Raw genomic sequence first — 15,904 nt, 5'->3', positions numbered from 1 at the left:
CCGAGACTGCGGTGATCACGGGCGGTCACCGAGGACCGCGGGACGGGAGGACGTTCGATGCCGCAGGTCGTCTCCTTCGGGGCGCACATCGCCGACGCGCTCGGCTGGCCGTTCACGCAGGTCCCGCCGGGGCAGCACCTCGCGATCCTCGAGCAGATCCGCTTCACCGTCGCCGGGACGGCGGCCGCGCCGTCGGTGAACCTGGCCAAGCTGGGGGTCGACGTCGCGACGGTGGGGCGGGTGGGCGCGGACACCATCGGCGACTTCGTCCGCACGACGATGACCGGCTACGGCGTCGACGTGTCCCACCTCGTCACCGACCCCGACCTGCAGACGTCGGCGAGCCTGCTGCCCATCCGCGCGGACGGCTCCCGGCCGGCGCTGCACGTCATCGGCGCGAACGCGGGGCTGCGGGAGGAGGACGTCCCGTGGGACGTCGTCGCGCAGGCGCAGGTCTTCCACCTCGGCGGGCTGTTCGTGCTGCCGGGGGTCGACGGTGAACCCGCCGGGCGCATCCTGCGCCGGGCCAAGGAACTGGGCCTGACCACGACCGTCGACCTGCTGGCCAGCCCGCGCCCGGACGCGCAGGACCTGCTGGCACCCGTCCTGCCGCACACCGACTTCCTGCTGCCCAACGTGGAGGAGGCCGGTTGGATCACCGGCCGGGACGCCCCCGAGGACACCCCCGACGACATCGCCGCGTGGTTCCACGAGCGCGGGGTGGGCACGACGCTCCTGACGCTCGGTGGCGACGGCGTCCACGTGGCCCGGCGCGGGGAACGGGGGACGGTCCTGCCCGCGTACGCGGTCGACGTCGTCGACAGCACGGGCTGCGGGGACGCCCTGACGGCGGGATTCGTGTCGGGCCTGCTCGACGGCCTCGACCTGCACGCCGCCGCCGAACGGGGTCTGGCCTGCGGGAGCCTCGTCGCGACGGGCCTGGGCTCCGACGCCGGGATCGTCGACCTCGCGCAGGTGCAGGAGTTCCAGCGGACCACGCCCCGCGCCGGGTGAGTCCCGGTGGGAGGGTGGGCGCATGGGACTCATCGCCGTCACCGGAGCCACCGGCCAGATCGGGGGCCGGGTGGCCCGCGGGCTCGCGGCCGCCGGTGCCCCGCAACGCCTCGTGGTGCGTGACCCGCGCCGCGCCCCCGACCTCGACGGCGCCGACGTCCGCGTCGCCACGTACGACGACGGCGAGGCGATGCGGCACGCGTTCGACGGCGCCGACGTCCTGCTCTTCGTCTCCGGCGCCGAGGACGCGGGGCGGCTCGAGCAGCACCGCCGGGTCGTCGAGGCGGCCGCCGCGGCGGGCGTGCGCCGGGTCGTCTACACGTCGTTCCTCGGGGCGTCGCCGGCGAGCACCTTCACCTTCGCCCGCGACCACGCCGAGACCGAGGACCTGCTGAGCGCGGCGCGGTTCACGACGACGTTCCTGCGCGACAACTTCTACCTCGACGTGCTGCCGGAGTTCGTCACCGACGGCGCGCTGCGCGGTCCGGCGGGTTCGGGGCGGGTCTCGGCCGTCGCCCGCGCCGACGTCGCGGAGGTCGCACTGGCCGCGGTCCTCGACGAGGCCCACGGCGGGCGCAGCTACGACCTCACGGGGCCGCAGGCGCTGTCGTTCGCCGAGATCGCCGCGACGATCTCCGAGGTCCGGGGGGTTCCCGTCGGCTACGTCGCAGAGACCGTCGAGGAGGCCTACGCCTCCCGGGCCGCCGCGGGGGCACCGGGGTTCATGGTCGACGGCTGGGTCAGCACCTACACGGCCGTCGCCGCGGGCGAGCTCGAGGCCGTCAGCGACGCCGTCCGGACCGTCCTCGGCCGGGAACCCCGCAGCCTGCAGGACGTCCTCAGCGGGAGGTGACGGGCCGCGCCACGACGCGGTTGCGGCCCGCGGCCTTGGCGGCGTACAGCAGCTGGTCGGCCTGCCGCAGCAGTTCCCCGCCGTCGTCGGGGTCGGGACGGACCCCGACGACGGCACCGAGCGAGACCGTCACGTGCAGCCCGTCGGCGACCTGACCCCAGTCGAACTGTTCGACCTTGCGCCGCAAGCGGTCCAGCCGCCGGCGCACGCCGTCGACGAGCCCGCCGGACGCCGCGGAGCCGCGCAGCACGCAGACGAGCGCGAACTCCTCGCCGCCGATCCGCGCGAGCAGGTCGTGGTGCCGGACGTCCTCGCGCAGCAGCGCACCGAGCCGTCGCAGCACCTCGTCGCCCACACCGTGCCCGAACGTGTCGTTGACGACCTTGAAGTGGTCGACGTCGAGCAGGCTGACGCAGACCCGGTCGCCCTCACCCGTCGCGCTCAGCAGCGTCGGCAGCACCGCGTCGAAGGACCGGCGGTTGCGCAACCCCGTCAGCGGGTCCTCGTGCGCCTGCCGGTCCAGGGTCTCGGCGTGCGAGCGCAACTGCTGCAGTTCCACGGTCTGCGTCAGCAACCGGGCCCGCACCTGGGCGGTCTCGGTGCGCTGGCGCGTCTCCAGCTCGTGGAACCGGCGGTAGGCCTCCAGCGCGCTGCGGAACTCCCCGAGCGCCTCGTGGCAGCGGGCCAGGAACTCCTGGGCGCGGACCAGGACGGTCGCGTCGTTGAGGGCGTCCGCGGTGCGGGCGACCTCCTCGAACAGCGGGGCCGCCGTGGCGTGGTCCCCGCGACGCACCGCGTCCATCGCGTACGCCTCGACGACGCCGAGTTCCAGGCTCCGGTAGCCGTGCGCGCGGGACAGTTCCCGGGAGGCCTCGAGGTCGCGGGCGGCCGCGACGGGGTCGTCGAGGTAGCTCGTGAGGCTGCCGCGGTTGAGCAGCGTCAGGGCCTGGCGGTAGGGGTTGCCGGCCTCCACCGCCAGCGTCAGGGACTCGCACGAGCGTTCCACCCCGCGCCGCAGGTCCTCCGCGGCCACGGGCCCCTCGGCGTAGGCGTGGTTCAGGACGAGGTCGGCCATGTTCGTCAGCAGGCAGAAGCGGGTCTCGCTCGAGACGTCCTGGCCGGTCAGCTCCCGCGCCGACCGCTCGAACAGTTCCGCCGCCTCGTCGAAGTCGCCCATCGCGGACCGGATCGTCCCGGCCCGGTTGAACGTGGCCGAGCGCAGGTCGGGGTCGGTGAGGGTCACGGCCCGGGCGGTGCTGCGTTCGATCGCCTCGAGGGCCTCGTCGTAGAGGGCGAGCTGCACGTAGGACAGCGCCAGCAGGTTGAGGGCCTCGACCTGCCCGGGCACGTCGCCGAGGCGTTCGGCCACGACGACCGCCTCCGCGCCGGCGCGCGCGGCGTCCTCGAGGTCCCCGAGGCGGACGGCCTGGTTGCAGACGAGGCGCAGGGCCTCGGCCAGCGCGGCGTCGTCGCCCGTGGCGGTGGCCAGCACGACGACGTGCTCGGCGAGGCGCCGGCCCTCGCGGTACTCACCCTGCGTGCGGGCCTGCTCGGAGCGCAGGAGCAGGACGGAGGCGTCCTCAGCGAGGTCCCCCGTGTCGTCCCCCTGGACCGTCGTCGCCGCTGCGCTCACCTCCGTCGTCACCTCCTGGGGATCGGCCCCTGCGGTGACACCTTGACGCGGTACCACCCGGACGGGTGCTGCGTAGGGTGCCACGGGTGCCCGGACTGCGCGAGACCCTCGAACGCCTCGACGGAGCCCCCTACGCCCGCTACCGCTCCCTCTCCGGACGGCCCTGGCCACTCGGCGCGGGCGTCACGGCGACGCTGCGGCACGGGCAGGCCGACCCCTTCGCCCCGCCCTCGCGGTGGGAGGTCCACTGCGCGGTGACACCGTTCGCGGGCCTCGACCTGGCCCCACCGGCCCGTCGTCGGGCGCTCGCGGGGTTCCTGGCCCGCTCCGCCCGCGCCGCGCGAGGACCGTTCCGCGTCGACGCCGGCGGCCAGGAGGTGCTGCAGCGCAGCAGCTGCGAGGTCGACCAGGACGGTTCGGTCGTCCTGCGCCTCTCCTACCCGCTGCCCGGCCCGCGGCGCCGCATCGACGGCCACCACGCCGCCGCCGACCTGGCGGGCGCGCTGCCGGACCTCGTGGCCGAGCACGTCCTGGGGGTCGACCTCGACCGGGCGCGGGCCTTCTGCGACGCCGTCGAGGACGCCACCCACCTGCGGTCCCTGCTGCCGGGGCTCGGACTCGTGGCCTTCGTCGCCGAGGGCGCCGTGCTGCCGCGGGCCAGCGGGGTCGACGACTAGCCGCTGCCGGCAGCGGTGCCGTTCGCCTCCCCGCCCTCGCTGCGCGTCGAGGTCGACCTGCCGCACGCCGGCCGGACGACGGGGATGGGCCTGCCCACGGGGGTGACCGTCCTGGTGGGCGGGGGTTTCCACGGCAAGTCGACGCTGCTGCGCGCGCTGGAGGCCGGGGTCCACGACCACGTGCCGGGGGACGGCCGGGAGCTCGTCGTCACCGACGCCGGGGCGGCCGCCGTCCGCGCCGAGGACGGCCGCGCGGTGACGCGGGTCGACGTCGGGGCCTTCGTCGGCGGGCTGCCGGGCGGGGTGGACCCGCGCGACTTCTCCACCGCGGACGCCTCCGGGTCGACCTCGCAGGCCGCGGCCACCGTCGAGGCCCTCGAGGCCGGGGCGCGGGTCCTCCTGCTCGACGAGGACACGACCGCGACGAACCTCATGGTCCGTGACGCCCGCATGCAGGAACTCGTCGCCAAGGCGTCCGAACCCCTCAACCCCTTCGTCGACCTCGTCCGCCCGCTGGCCGACGACCACGGCGTGTCCACCGTGCTCGTCGTCGGGTCCAGCGGCGACTACCTCGACGTCGCCGACCGCGTCCTGCTGCTGGAGTCCTACCGCTGCCGGGACGTCACCGAGCGCGCCCGCGAGGTTGCCCGCCGCCCCACGGGGCGGGTCGCCGAGGCCGGCTCGTTCCCCCGGGTGCGCGCCCGGGTGCCCGACCCGGGCAGCGTCGACGCGACGGCCCGGGGGCGCCGGCGGGTCTCCGCCGTCGGCACGGACACCCTCCGCCTCGGTGAGCACGACGTGGACGTGCGGGCCGTCCGGCAGTTCACCGACGCGGGGCAGGTCGCCGGCGCCGGACTGGTCCTGGACCACGCCGTCACCGCGGGCCACCTCGACGGGCGACGTCCCCTGCCCGAGGTGCTCGACCGGCTGGAGGCCGACCTCGCCGGCCCCACCGCGCGCTGGACGGGCGGTGCGGGCACCGACGTCGCGGTGCCGCGCCGGCACGAGGTGGCCGCCGCGCTGAACCGGCTCCGGGCGCTGCAGGTGCGCGAGCTGCACTGACCGCCGCGCGGGGGGACCCGAACGGCGCAGCCAGTCCGGCCCGGGCGAGGTCGATGCCTTGCAGGTGAGTTCCCGTCAGGCGGTGCTGTCAGCCCGTGTCGTCGCGGCCGCCGCCGTCCTGGCGGTGCTGGTCGGGGTGCTGTCCGGGACGGGAACCGCTCGGCACGTGCTGCTGAGCCTCGCCCAGGCCGGGGCCGTCGCCGTGCTGCTTCTGGCGGGCCGCCGGGAGGCCGGGGTCTGGCGCTGGTGGGCCGCCGCCGTCGCCGTGCTCTCGGTCGCCCCCGTCGTCGGTCTCCTCACCTCGACCTGGCCGGGCCCCCTGCAGGGCGCCTCGGTCGTCGTCGCCGCGCCGCTGGTCTACGGCGCCCTCGTGCGCTGGAACCGGTTCCGCACCTACGTCTCCGACCCGGGTGACTGGCTCAACGGTGTCAGCGCCGTCCTGGCGCTCACGTCCGCCGGGCTCGTGGCCCAGCGCTGGTTCGGCGTCCTGCCCCCGACGTGGCCGACGGTCGGGGTCCACGTGTGGATGCTCACCGTCGCCTGCCTCGTCATCCTGCTCGGCACGGCCGCCGCCGTCGCCGCCATCGGCGGACTGCTGCGGGACGTGCGGATGTGGGTGCTGCTCCTGACGTTCGCCGGGCTCATCGTCCTCAGCGCCTGGACGCGCGGTGCCGGGCCGGACGACGTCGAGGGCGCCCGGGCCGTCACGGGGTGGGTCGCCGCCTGCGTCGCCGTCGCGGTCGCCTCGACGCTCCCGCGCCGCACCTCGCCCGTCGCCGCGACGAGCCAGGCGCCCGCCGTCGGCGCCCTCGTCGTGCTGGCCGTGGCCGTGACGGCGCTGGGGACCGACGACCACGCCGCCGGCTGGGGTGCCTCCTGGTACGCGGTCGCCGCGGTCCTCGGCGTGAGCGTGCGGATGGTCCACCTCGTGCGCGAACTCGCCCACCTCGCCGAGTCCCGCCGGCAGGCCGTCACCGACGAGCTGACGGGGACGGGGAACCGCCGCGCCCTCCTGCACGCGCTCGACCAGCTCGTCGCCGACGGCCGCGCCGCGGCCCTGCTGCTGCTCGACGTCGACCACTTCAAGGAGGTCAACGACCGCGAAGGCCACCACGCCGGCGACGACCTGCTGCGCCGCGTCGTCGCCGCCACCCGGCAGGCGCTGCCCGCCGACGCGCTGCTGACCCGCATCGGGGGCGACGAGTTCGCCGTCCTGCTGCCGGGCCGGGACGAGTGCCAGGCCGCCCGCGTCGGCCGCGCCGTGCACGCGGCCGTCGTCGAACGCGCGGAGATCGGGGTGTCCGTGGGCGTCCGCTCAGGCCCCGCCGGCGCCGTCGACCCCGACCGCCTCCTGCGCCAGGCCGACACCGCCATGTACGCCGCGAAGACGGGTGGCGGCGGGGTCAGCGTCTACGACTCCGAGGTCGATGCGCGGCTGCGCGAACGCGCCGGCCTGGCCGACGAGGTGCGGCGTCTCGTGCGGTCCGGCCACGGCCGGATGGGCCGCGAGGTCGTCCTGCACTACCAGCCGCAGGTCGACCTGACGACGGGTCGCGTCGTGGGTGTCGAGGCGCTCGTGCGCTGGCAGCACCCCACCCGCGGCCTGCTGCCCCCGCTCGTCTTCCTGCCGCTCGTCGAGGAACTGGGCCTCATGCAGCTGCTGACGGGTCACGTCCTGCGGCGCGCCGCGACCGAGGCGGCGGGCTGGAGCCACGACGGGGTGCCCCTGCGCATCTCCGTCAACGTCTCCGCCAGCTGCCTGGCGCACCCGGACCTGCTGCCGCTGGTCGACGAGGTCCTGGCCCACGGTGGCCTCGCCCCGGGACGGCTCGTCCTGGAGGTCACCGAGACGACCCTCATGGCCGACCCCGCCCTGGCGCTCGCGGTCACGCACGCCCTCACCCAGCGCGGTGTGCAGCTGAGCATCGACGACTACGGGACGGGGTACTCCTCGCTGGCCTACCTCACGGACCTGCCGGCCACCGAGCTCAAGCTGGACCGCGCCTTCACGATCCGGGTGCTCAGCGAACCCCGGACGGCGGAGATCGTGGAGGCGACCGTCGCACTCGCCCACCGGCTCGGCCTGCGCGTCGTCGCGGAGGGGGTGGAGGACGAGGCGACCCGGGACGTCCTGAGGGGTCTCGACGTCGACGAGTCGCAGGGGTACCTGCACGCGCGGCCGCTGCCGCCCGCCGACGTCGCGCGCTGGCTGACCACGGTCGCGCAGGGGCTGGTCGTCACCGCCCCTGCGCGGGGGGCCGGCACCCGCGACCGCTGAACCGGTCGCGGGGTGCCGGGGGACTACTTGGTGTCGAGCGTGGGGGTGGTGCCCCCGGTCTGCCGGGCCAGGAGGTCACGGATCTCGGTGAGCAGCAGGACGTCCTCGGTGGGAGCCTTCGGCTCGGCGACCTGACCGCGCTTGCGCATGGCGAGCAGACGGTTCACGGGGAGCACGATGATGAAGTAGGTCGCGGCGGCGATGATGAGGAAGTTGAGGACAGCACCCACGATGGTGCCCACCTGGATGCCGATCGTGTCGGCACCGATCTTCCGCAGCGGGATCACCCAGGCGCCGTCGAGGTTCGGAGCCCCGCCGATCGCCGCGATGATGGGGTTGATGAGCCCCTCGACCACCTTGTTGATGATCCCCGAGAACGCCGCCCCGATGACCACGGCGACGGCGAGGTCGATGACGTTGCCCCGCAGGATGAAGTCCTTGAACCCGTTGACGATCTTCATGGCTCGTTTCCTCCGGTGTGTGTGGAAGCCGTGACGAACACTAGGCCCGTGGATCACGGCGAGGCCAGACTCACCGTCGTCGGGCTCGGAGCGGCGGGGGCGAGCCTGGCCTGGCGGCTCGTCGACGCCGGTGTCCCGTTCGAGGTCGTGGAGGCGCCCGCGGCGGCCGCCGAGCGCAGCCCGGACCGGACCTGGAGCACCTGGGGCGCCACGGGTCCCGGTCCGTTCGGGCACCTCGTCTCGGCGCAGTGGCCACGGATCCGCCTCGTCGGCACCGACGGCGCCGTCGTGACAGCCGACCTCGGGGGCTGGCGGTACCGCAGCCTGCACTCCACCGACCTCGACCGCGCCGTGCGCGCCAAGCTCGCCGCGGCGGGGATCGCCGTGCGCGAGGAGGTCCTGGCGGGCAGGCCGCCCGCGCCGGCGGTGGACACCCGCCCGGTCCCCGTGCCGCCGGGGGGCCGGACGTTGCTGTGGCAGCACTTCCTGGGGTACCGCGTCCGCACGGCGCGTCCGGAGTTCGACCCCGTGACGGCCACCTTCATGGACTTCCGGGTGCCGCAACCGGCGGGCGGGGTGGCGTTCGGGTACGTGCTGCCGACGTCGCCGACGGAGGCGCTCGTGGAGTACACGGAGTTCTCGGCGCACCTGCTGACCGACGCGCAGTACCGCGAGCGGCTCGGGGAGTACCTGCAGCGCAGCGGGACCAGGCAGCACGAGGTGCTGTCGGAGGAACGTGGCGTCATCCCGATGACCGACGCCGCGTTCCCCGCCTCGACCGATCCCGGGGTCCTGCGGTGGGGCGCGAACGCCGGGTCGATCCGGCCGTCCACGGGGTACTCGTTCACGACGCTGCAGCGCCAGGCCGACGTCCTCGCGGCGCGGATCGCCCGTCGCGGCGCGGAGGGGCTCACGCTGCCGCGACCGCACCGCCGGCGGCACCTCCTCATGGACTCCCTCGTCCTGGAGGCGCTCACGTCGGGTCGGGTCGACGGGGCGTCGTTCTTCGTGGACCTGTTCCGACGCAACCCGGTCCACCGGGTGCTGGGTTTCCTCGACGGGACGACGACGCCCGCGCAGGACGTGGCGCTGATGGCCACGTCCCCGCGGGCGGCGATGCTGTCGACCGTGCTGGGCCGGACTCGGCCCGGGGTGCTGCTCAGGCGTTGAGGACGGCCTCGACGTCGAGCTCGAGGTCGACCTTGTCGGAGACGACGAGCCCGCCGTTGTCGAGGCGCGCGTCGAACTCGACGCCGAAGTCGCGACGGTTGATCTGGCCCTTGGCGGAGAACCCGGCGCGGGTCCCGCCGTAGGCGTCGGGGCCGAAGCCGGACACCTCGACGGTCAGGGTCACGGGGCGCGTCACACCCTTGAGGGTGAGCTCACCGGCGAGGACGAAGTCGTCGCCGTCGTGGCCGACGGAGGTCGAGCGGAAGGTCGCGACGGGGTGGTTCTCGACGTCGAAGAAGTCGCCGGTCTTGAGGTGGCCGTCGCGCTGGTCGTTGAACGTCGTGATGCTCGTGACGTCGACCTCGGCCGTGACGGCGGACGTGCCGGGCTCGTCGTGGGTGACGATCTCGCCGGAGACCGACCCGAGGCGGCCGCGGACCTTGCTGACGGCCATGTGGCGGACCGTGAAGGAGATCTCGGAGTGGCTCGCGTCGATCGTCCACGTGCCGGCCTGGTAGCCGGGGACCGCGGGCAGACCCGCCGCCGCCTGTGCGGGAGCCTCGACCGTCGCCGTGCCGCTGTTCTTGTCCTTGCCGCCGAACCAACCCATGGTGTCCTCCAGAAGTGTTTGCAGCTTCAACCGCCTGAGACCACCGTACTCCTGCTTCTTTCAAGCTGCAAGCACTTTCCCCGGTCGATCCCGCCCCCTCGACGGCGGGCCTCTGTAGCGTCGCGCCGTGGCCGACCGCAGACTCCCCGACGGGTGGGCCGCCTGGCCCCTGCTCCTGACGTCCGCGACGTCCCTGGCCGCGACCGGGCACGCCGCGTGGTCGGTGCTGGGCGGCAGCGCCGACGGGATCGTCCAGGAGGTCCCTCCGCCGGCCGGTCCTGAGCTCCTCGGGAACCGGTGGTCGACGCTGTGGTCCGGGCCGAGCGTCCCGATCCTGCTCGCCACCACCCTCCTGCCCCTCCTCGTCCTGGCCGCCGCGGTCGTGGCGGAACGGCCGAGGGCCGTGGCCCCCCGCGGGACCGCCCGGTCCGTCACGAACGGCCTCGCCGCCCTCACCACCGCCGCGGCGGCGGCGGGGGTCCTGGGGTTCCTGGCCCAGGTTGTCGGTGTCCTCCCGGTCACGGGCTGGTCCGGAGTGACCGGCTCGGAGGTGGACGCCTTCTCCGTGGGGGCCGTCACCGTCCTCACGACGGCGGTCCTGGGGGCGGTCGTCACGGGGGTCGTCGCGGGGGTCGCCAGGCCCGCGGAACCGGAACCCGAGCCGGCGCCTGCTGCGCCCTCGCACCCAGGTGCGGAAGACCCGGGGCTCTCCGACCCCGCCCCGCCTGAACTGGACGTGCCCGCGCCCGAGCCCGTCCGGCCCGAGGCCGTCCCGTCCGAGCCCGTCGAACCGCGGCCGACCGAACCGCGGTCGACGCCGTACCCCCGCCTCGCACCGGGCGACGTCGACCTCTACCGCCGTCGCTGAGGCGTAGCGTCGCGCCCGTGAGCCTGCGCGTCGCCGTGTGCACCGAGGAGGACCTGGCCCGGCTGCTGGTCGGGGAGACGTCCCGGCACACGGCGCACGACCACCGCGAGCGCTTCGCGCTGCAGGCGGCCGGGCGGTGCGCCTACCTGCTCGCCTGGGACGGCGTTCTGAACGTGGGGCGGGCGACGCTCCTGGTGGCGTCGAAGTACGCCCCCGTCCGCGAACGCTTCCCGGGGTACGCGGAGGTGAACGCGCTGGCCGCGTTCCCGCAGGGCCGCGGGACGGGGACGGCTCTCCTGCGACGGGCCGAGGAGCTGGCGGCGGCCCGCGGCCACGACGGCATCGGGCTGGCCGTCGACCCCGACGACCCCGGCCCTCGGAGGTTGTACGAACGCCTCGGCTACCGCGGCTGGGGCGGTGGACCGGTCGTCGACGAGTGGGTGGAACTCCTGCAGGACGGGGGAAGTCGGGACCACGCGGACCCGAGCGAGTACCTCGCGAAACCCCTCTGAGTCCTCGTTCCCGGCCGTTCCTCAGACCACCGTGCCGCGTTCGAAGAACCACGTGACGACGAGGGCGCCCGGGTCGACGACCCCGTCAACGACGGTGTGCCGCGTGCCGTCGGCGGCCGCCCGGTAGGCGGCGTTGAGCGCCGCCACCGCGGGAACGTCGGCCACGTCGGCGCCGGCGAGGGCCTCGGCGGCGGGGGCCATCGCGTCGACGAGGGAACCCGCACCGGGGGAGGGTGCTCCCGCGCGCTGGACGGCGAGGAGCCCCGCCCAGGACGCGTCGGCCAGTTCCCGGGTGCCGACGACCCGACCGCAGGACCGTGCGAACTCCGAGAACCAGGGCGCGAGCAGCGAGGGCAGGCCGGGGGTCGCGCCGAACCCCACGGCGACGGCGGCGAAGACGTCCCCGACGAGTTCGGGAGTGCGTTCCCGCAGGACCGTGTCGGCGGCCTCCGCTGCCTTCTCGAGTTCGGGGCCGACCCCGTGCAGTTCGTCCGTCCGGGTCTGCAGCTGGTGCTCGAAACCTCTCCACCACAGGAGGACACGTCGGACGTCGAGGTCCGCTGCCCGGGTTCCGGCGACGGGTTCGACCCGCCGTCCGTCGTGCCGGAGTTCCAGTTCGTCCAGGGGCGACACCGCACCTGCCGTCACCGTGCTCGCTCGTCGCTTCACGGCCCACCGCCTCGTCGTCGAGGGATCGTCTCTGACCCGCAGGAGCCTTTCACGCGGGGCGCTCCACCGCCAGACGTAGGCTGCCGCCGTGACCGTGCTGGTGCGCAGGCCCGAGGACTCCGAGTGGGAGGACTGGCGCGACCTCCGGCTGCGGATGCTGGCCGACACCCCCGAGGCGTTCGCCGAGACGCTGGCGGCGGCCCGTGGGCACGACGCGGCGGAGTGGCGTTTCCGGGTCCGCCGGTCCGGGGCCCCGGGCAGCCTCACCGTCGTGGGTGTCGAGGAGGCGACGGGCCGGTGGGTGGGCACGATGGGCGCCTACACCGACCCGGTCGAGGGCCTCTACCTCGTCTCGGTCTTCGTCGACCCGGCCCACCGGGGCGGGGACCTGGCCGACCGGTTGCTCGCGGAGGTCCTCGCCTGGGCGAGGACCCGGCCCGGGGCGTCGGGCATCACGCTGCACGTCCACGAGCGCAACCTGCGGGCGCAGGCGTTCTACCGGAGGTGGGGGTTCGTCGAGAACGGGGTGCGCGTCCCGTACGTCCTGGACACCACCGCCGAGGAGCTCGAGATGGTCCTCCAGTTCGCGTCCGACCCCCGGTCGTGAGCGTCCCTCGAACGGGTACTAGAAACCTCTAGAAGACTACGGAGAGTAGCTTCTAGACTACCCAACTGCTGCTCAAGCGTGCTGGAATGCGAACCGATGCCAGGGGTGTCGGTGACGCACCGTCTCGACGCACGAACGAGAAGGAGTTCCACCGTGATCAAGCACCGCACACTCGCCGCCGTCCTCGTCTCGGGTGCGCTGCTCCTCGGTGGTGCCGCGTCGGCTCCGGCTGCCTCGGCCGCCGTGAAGGCCCCCGGGCTGGTCAGCGTGTCCGTCAAGGCCCCCGTCGCGGTGAAGGTCACCGTCACCGCCGGTCACCTCCGCTCCGTCTCCACCGGCCACCTGCGCTCGGTCTCGGACGGCCACCTGCGCTGACACGGCCCGGTCCGGTCACGAGAGCCCTCCGCGCAGGGGAAGATGCTGCCGTGGCCAAGATCGAGGACTACGCGCTCATCGGTGACCTCCACACCGCGGCGCTCGTCGACCGCGGGGGGTCCATCGACTGGTTGTGCTTCCCCCGCTTCGACTCCCCGGCGTGCTTCGCGGCCCTGCTCGACACGCCGGACGCGGGTCGGTGGCGGCTGGGGCCCAGCGGTGGGGCCCGCAGCACCCGTCGTCGCTACCTGGGGTCGTCGCTGGTCCTGGAGACCGAGTGGGACACGCCCGACGGCACCGTCCGCGTCACCGACTTCATGCCGCCGCGGGGCAACCACCCCGACGTGATCCGCATCGTCGAGGGCCTCGAGGGCGAGGTCCGGATGACCTCCGAGCTGACGCTGCGCTTCGACTACGGCTCCATCGTCCCGTGGGTGCGACGCCGCGGGGACGAGCTCGAGGCCGTCGCGGGCCCGGACTCGGTGTGGTTCTGGACCACGGCCCCGGTGGAGGGGCGCGACCTCAGCTCGGTGTCGGACTTCGTCGTCCGCGAGGGCGAACGCGTCCCCTTCGTCCTGACGTGGGGCCGCAGCCACGAGAAGGCCCCGCACCGCCCCGACCCCTTCGCGGCCCTCGACGACACCCTCGAGTTCTGGACCGACTGGAACCGCAGCGAGACGGTCGAGGGGCACTGGGAGGAGGCCGTCACCCGGTCCCTCGTCGTGCTCAAGGCCATGACGTACGCGCCCACCGGCGGGATAGTGGCCGCCGTCACGACGTCCCTGCCCGAGGAGATCGGTGGCACCCGCAACTGGGACTACCGGTACTGCTGGCTGCGCGACGCGACGTACACGCTGCAGGCGATGCTGCTGTCCGGCCACCACGAGGAGGCCGGCGCCTGGCGCGAGTGGCTGCTGCGCACGGTCGCGGGCGACCCCGGTGACCTGCAGATCATGTACGCCCTCGACGGCACCCGACGCCTGCCGGAGATGGAGCTGCCGTGGCTGAAGGGGTACGAGGGGTCCTCCCCGGTGCGCACCGGCAACGAGGCGGCCGGCCAGCTGCAGCTCGACGTGTGGGGCGAGGTCCTCGACAGCCTCTTCCTGGCCCGCCAGGCCGGGCTGGAGAAGGAGGACGACTCCTGGAACCTGCAGAAGGCGCTCATGCACCACCTCGAGGCGCGCTGGCAGGAGCCGGACAACGGCCTCTGGGAGATGCGCGGCGACCGCCGGCACTTCACGCACTCCAAGGTCATGGCCTGGGTCGCGGCCGACCGCATGGTCCGCAGCGTCGAGGAGTTCGGGCTGCCCGGCCCCGTCCAGCGCTGGCGCCGCGTCCGCGACGAGATCCGGGCCGACGTCCTGGCCCACGGCGTCTCCCCGACGACCGGGGCGTTCACCCAGAGCTACGGCTCGGAGAACCTCGACGCGAGTCTGCTGCTCATCCCGCGCGTGGGCTTCCTGCCCTTCGACGACCCCCGCGTCGTCGCGACCGTGGACGCGATCCAGCGCGACCTCACGCAGGACGGCTTCGTCCTGCGCTACCGCACCGAGGAGTCCTCGGACGGTCTGCCGGGGTCGGAGGGCGTCTTCCTCGCCTGCTCGTTCTGGATGGTCGACGCACTGCACGGCATCGGCCGCACGGAGGAGGCGCGCGCCCTCTTCGAGCGGCTGCTCTCCCTGCGCAACGACGTCGGGCTGCTGGCCGAGGAGTACGACCCCGTCTCGCGCCGCCAGCTCGGCAACTTCCCGCAGGCCTTCAGCCACTTCCCCCTCGTCGTCGCGGCGCACCACCTCACCAGCGGGGAGGGCGGTCGCAGCGACGACGCCGACGGTCACGAGGCGCCGGAGGCGTGAAGGGGAGGCTCCCTCGACTGGATCCGGCGCGGGCCGGGTTCGTCGAGGACTTCCTTTCCGGCGCACTGGATCCGGACCGGTGGGTGGACCACTACCTGCCGCAGTGGACGACCCCGGAGCGCTCGCGCGCCCGCTGGGACGTCGGCCCCAGCGGGCTGCGGCTGCGCATCGACGCCGACCAGCCGGACTGGCGGGCCGAGGACGCTCCGCTGCGCGTGTCGAACCTGCAGACGGCGACGTTCGGCGGACCCGTGGGCTCGACCCGGGGGACCCACCGGCACCGCCCGGACGGTCTCGTCGTCCGGACCGCGGTGGCGCAGCGGATCCTGTGGGCGCCGCGGTCGGGGCAGGTCGACGTGAGCGTCACCGCGAGCCTGGACCCCGGGTGCATGCTGGCGGCCTGGCTCGTCGGCACCGAGCACCTCGACGAGCGCGACTGCGGGGAGATCTGCCTCGCGGAGGTCGACGCGGACGCCGTCACCGCCGACGCCACGACCGCCCGGGTCGGGATCAAGGCCCACCGCGACCCGCGCCTGCGCACCGAGATGACCGAGGTGACGGTCCCCGTCGGAGCGGGGCGGCCGCACACGTGGTCGGCGCGCTGGGACGCCCGCGGGGTCGTCGTGGCGTGCGACGAACAGGTGGTGTTCACCTCGGCGCAGGTGCTGGACCAGCCCCTGCAGCTCATGGTCGACCTCTTCGAGACCGCGCCGCCGAGCGCCGCCGACGACTACCCGAAGACCGCGCTCGTGCACGCCGTCACCGGAACGGGTGCCGTGCCGCAGGACAGCGGCGCCCGTTCCGCACCAGGGGATCGGTGACGCTTCCCACCCCGGTGGTGAGACTGCCTGGCTGCTGGACCGGCCCCCGGTGCGCCGCGTCTGTCCCGCGCAACGCACGACCTCGCCTCTGCTCCGGGCGAACCGGGCGGTGGGCGCGCTGGACGGGAGACGGGGGACGGGGAACGGTCAGGCGGGCCGCGGAGGGAGCCGCTCAGCCTGAGCGATCGTGTCAGGCTCCCATGAGCGGTCGCCTGCATCAGCGACACGTCCTGGGACTGAGGACGGTGCTGAAGGCAGCCTCTTCGCCCGCAGCTGCACTCCCTCACGGCAGCTGGCGACTCAGGACACTAGTGTCGTGAGTCGCTAATTCCTTGTCGGCTTCGTAAGCTGGGGCGATGGCACGCGTACGCGGACCGAAACCACCAGAGATCCAGCTCACCGAGGCCGAGCGGGACCAGCTGCAGTCCTGGTCTCGCC

At 74.2% G+C, this 15,904-nt stretch carries 15 protein-coding genes and 1 pseudogene; 12 read left to right on the top strand and 4 right to left on the bottom strand.

Annotated elements, in window-relative coordinates; genetic code table 11:
• Positions 1–57 precede the first annotated feature (57 nt).
• Together AB0637_RS20080 and AB0637_RS20075 are read left to right on the top strand one after the other, a co-directional pair.
• Positions 58–1,014, top strand: coding sequence for a sugar kinase (locus AB0637_RS20080; protein ID WP_366174460.1), 957 nt, complete (start codon positions 58–60; stop codon positions 1,012–1,014).
• Between the two features lie 22 nt (positions 1,015–1,036).
• Entirely contained in the window at positions 1,037–1,867 is an 831-nt protein-coding gene (locus AB0637_RS20075; RefSeq protein ID WP_366174459.1) for an SDR family oxidoreductase, read from the top strand.
• On the opposite strand, the gene AB0637_RS20070 is transcribed toward AB0637_RS20075, so the two are convergent.
• Entirely contained in the window at positions 1,854–3,500 is a 1,647-nt protein-coding gene (locus AB0637_RS20070) for a tetratricopeptide repeat-containing diguanylate cyclase (RefSeq protein WP_366174458.1), read from the bottom strand. The two genes, AB0637_RS20075 and AB0637_RS20070, sit on opposite strands and share 14 nt — an antisense overlap.
• A 65-nt stretch (positions 3,501–3,565) precedes the next feature.
• On the opposite strand from AB0637_RS20070, the pseudogene AB0637_RS20065 reads away from it, so the two are divergent.
• From AB0637_RS20065 to AB0637_RS20055, 3 genes and pseudogenes are all read left to right on the top strand, one after another.
• Positions 3,566–4,846 (top strand): annotated as a pseudogene (locus tag AB0637_RS20065) (ABC-ATPase domain-containing protein); the annotation flags it as partial.
• Between the two features lie 24 nt (positions 4,847–4,870).
• Complete coding sequence (locus tag AB0637_RS20060) at positions 4,871–5,239, top strand: hypothetical protein (protein ID WP_366174493.1); 369 nt, start codon at positions 4,871–4,873, stop codon at positions 5,237–5,239.
• Between the two features lie 82 nt (positions 5,240–5,321).
• Positions 5,322–7,517 (top strand): EAL domain-containing protein, encoded by a 2,196-nt coding sequence (locus AB0637_RS20055; RefSeq protein WP_366174457.1) that lies wholly within the window; start codon positions 5,322–5,324, stop codon positions 7,515–7,517.
• A gap of 23 nt (positions 7,518–7,540) precedes the next feature.
• On the opposite strand, the gene mscL is transcribed toward AB0637_RS20055, so the two are convergent.
• Positions 7,541–7,978 (bottom strand): large conductance mechanosensitive channel protein MscL, encoded by a 438-nt coding sequence (mscL, locus tag AB0637_RS20050; RefSeq protein ID WP_366174456.1) that lies wholly within the window; start codon positions 7,976–7,978, stop codon positions 7,541–7,543.
• Positions 7,979–8,026: 48 nt separating this feature from the next.
• On the opposite strand from mscL, the gene AB0637_RS20045 reads away from it, so the two are divergent.
• Positions 8,027–9,148 carry a lycopene cyclase family protein gene (locus AB0637_RS20045; protein WP_366174455.1) on the top strand — a complete coding sequence of 374 codons (1,122 nt, stop codon included), beginning with the start codon at positions 8,027–8,029 and terminating at the stop codon, positions 9,146–9,148.
• On the opposite strand, the gene AB0637_RS20040 is transcribed toward AB0637_RS20045, so the two are convergent.
• Positions 9,138–9,758 (bottom strand): YceI family protein, encoded by a 621-nt coding sequence (locus AB0637_RS20040; protein WP_366174454.1) that lies wholly within the window; start codon positions 9,756–9,758, stop codon positions 9,138–9,140. The two genes, AB0637_RS20045 and AB0637_RS20040, sit on opposite strands and share 11 nt — an antisense overlap.
• 127 nt (positions 9,759–9,885) lie before the next feature.
• On the opposite strand from AB0637_RS20040, the gene AB0637_RS20035 reads away from it, so the two are divergent.
• The gene (locus AB0637_RS20035) at positions 9,886–10,626 is read left to right on the top strand and encodes a hypothetical protein (protein WP_366174453.1); all 741 of its coding nucleotides are present in this window, start codon (positions 9,886–9,888) and stop codon (positions 10,624–10,626) included.
• Positions 10,627–10,643: 17 nt separating this feature from the next.
• Complete coding sequence (locus AB0637_RS20030) at positions 10,644–11,138, top strand: GNAT family N-acetyltransferase (protein ID WP_366174452.1); 495 nt, start codon at positions 10,644–10,646, stop codon at positions 11,136–11,138.
• 21 nt (positions 11,139–11,159) lie between these two features.
• On the opposite strand, the gene AB0637_RS20025 is transcribed toward AB0637_RS20030, so the two are convergent.
• Positions 11,160–11,771 (bottom strand): DAK2 domain-containing protein, encoded by a 612-nt coding sequence (locus AB0637_RS20025; RefSeq protein WP_366174451.1) that lies wholly within the window; start codon positions 11,769–11,771, stop codon positions 11,160–11,162.
• Between the two features lie 124 nt (positions 11,772–11,895).
• On the opposite strand from AB0637_RS20025, the gene AB0637_RS20020 reads away from it, so the two are divergent.
• The 4 genes from AB0637_RS20020 (at position 11,896) to AB0637_RS20005 (ending at position 15,466) form a co-directional block, all read left to right on the top strand.
• Entirely contained in the window at positions 11,896–12,414 is a 519-nt protein-coding gene (locus AB0637_RS20020) for a GNAT family N-acetyltransferase (protein ID WP_366174450.1), read from the top strand.
• Positions 12,415–12,567: 153 nt separating this feature from the next.
• Positions 12,568–12,789 carry a hypothetical protein gene (locus AB0637_RS20015; RefSeq protein ID WP_366174449.1) on the top strand — a complete coding sequence of 74 codons (222 nt, stop codon included), beginning with the start codon at positions 12,568–12,570 and terminating at the stop codon, positions 12,787–12,789.
• A gap of 50 nt (positions 12,790–12,839) precedes the next feature.
• Positions 12,840–14,645: a glycoside hydrolase family 15 protein gene (locus tag AB0637_RS20010; RefSeq protein WP_366174448.1), complete on the top strand. Its 1,806-nt coding sequence runs from the start codon at positions 12,840–12,842 to the stop codon at positions 14,643–14,645.
• A gap of 83 nt (positions 14,646–14,728) precedes the next feature.
• The gene (locus AB0637_RS20005) at positions 14,729–15,466 is read left to right on the top strand and encodes a hypothetical protein (RefSeq protein ID WP_366174447.1); all 738 of its coding nucleotides are present in this window, start codon (positions 14,729–14,731) and stop codon (positions 15,464–15,466) included.
• Positions 15,467–15,904: the final 438 nt, after the last annotated feature.

Source organism: Kineococcus sp. NPDC059986 (assembly GCF_040702905.1).
Lineage (GTDB): Bacteria > Actinomycetota > Actinomycetes > Actinomycetales > Kineococcaceae > Kineococcus.
Note: the sequence above shows the minus strand (reverse complement) of the source record. Positions and strands in the feature narration are given on the sequence as shown.

Excerpts from the sequence above, each read along its gene's own strand:
- AB0637_RS20080 (WP_366174460.1), top strand. The coding sequence starts at position 58 with ATGCCGCAGGTCGTCTCCTTCGGGGCGCACATCGCCGACGCGCTCGGC.
- AB0637_RS20040 (WP_366174454.1), bottom strand. The coding sequence starts at position 9,758 with ATGGGTTGGTTCGGCGGCAAGGACAAGAACAGCGGCACGGCGACGGTC.
- AB0637_RS20075 (WP_366174459.1), top strand. The coding sequence starts at position 1,037 with ATGGGACTCATCGCCGTCACCGGAGCCACCGGCCAGATCGGGGGCCGG.
- mscL (WP_366174456.1), bottom strand. The coding sequence starts at position 7,978 with ATGAAGATCGTCAACGGGTTCAAGGACTTCATCCTGCGGGGCAACGTC.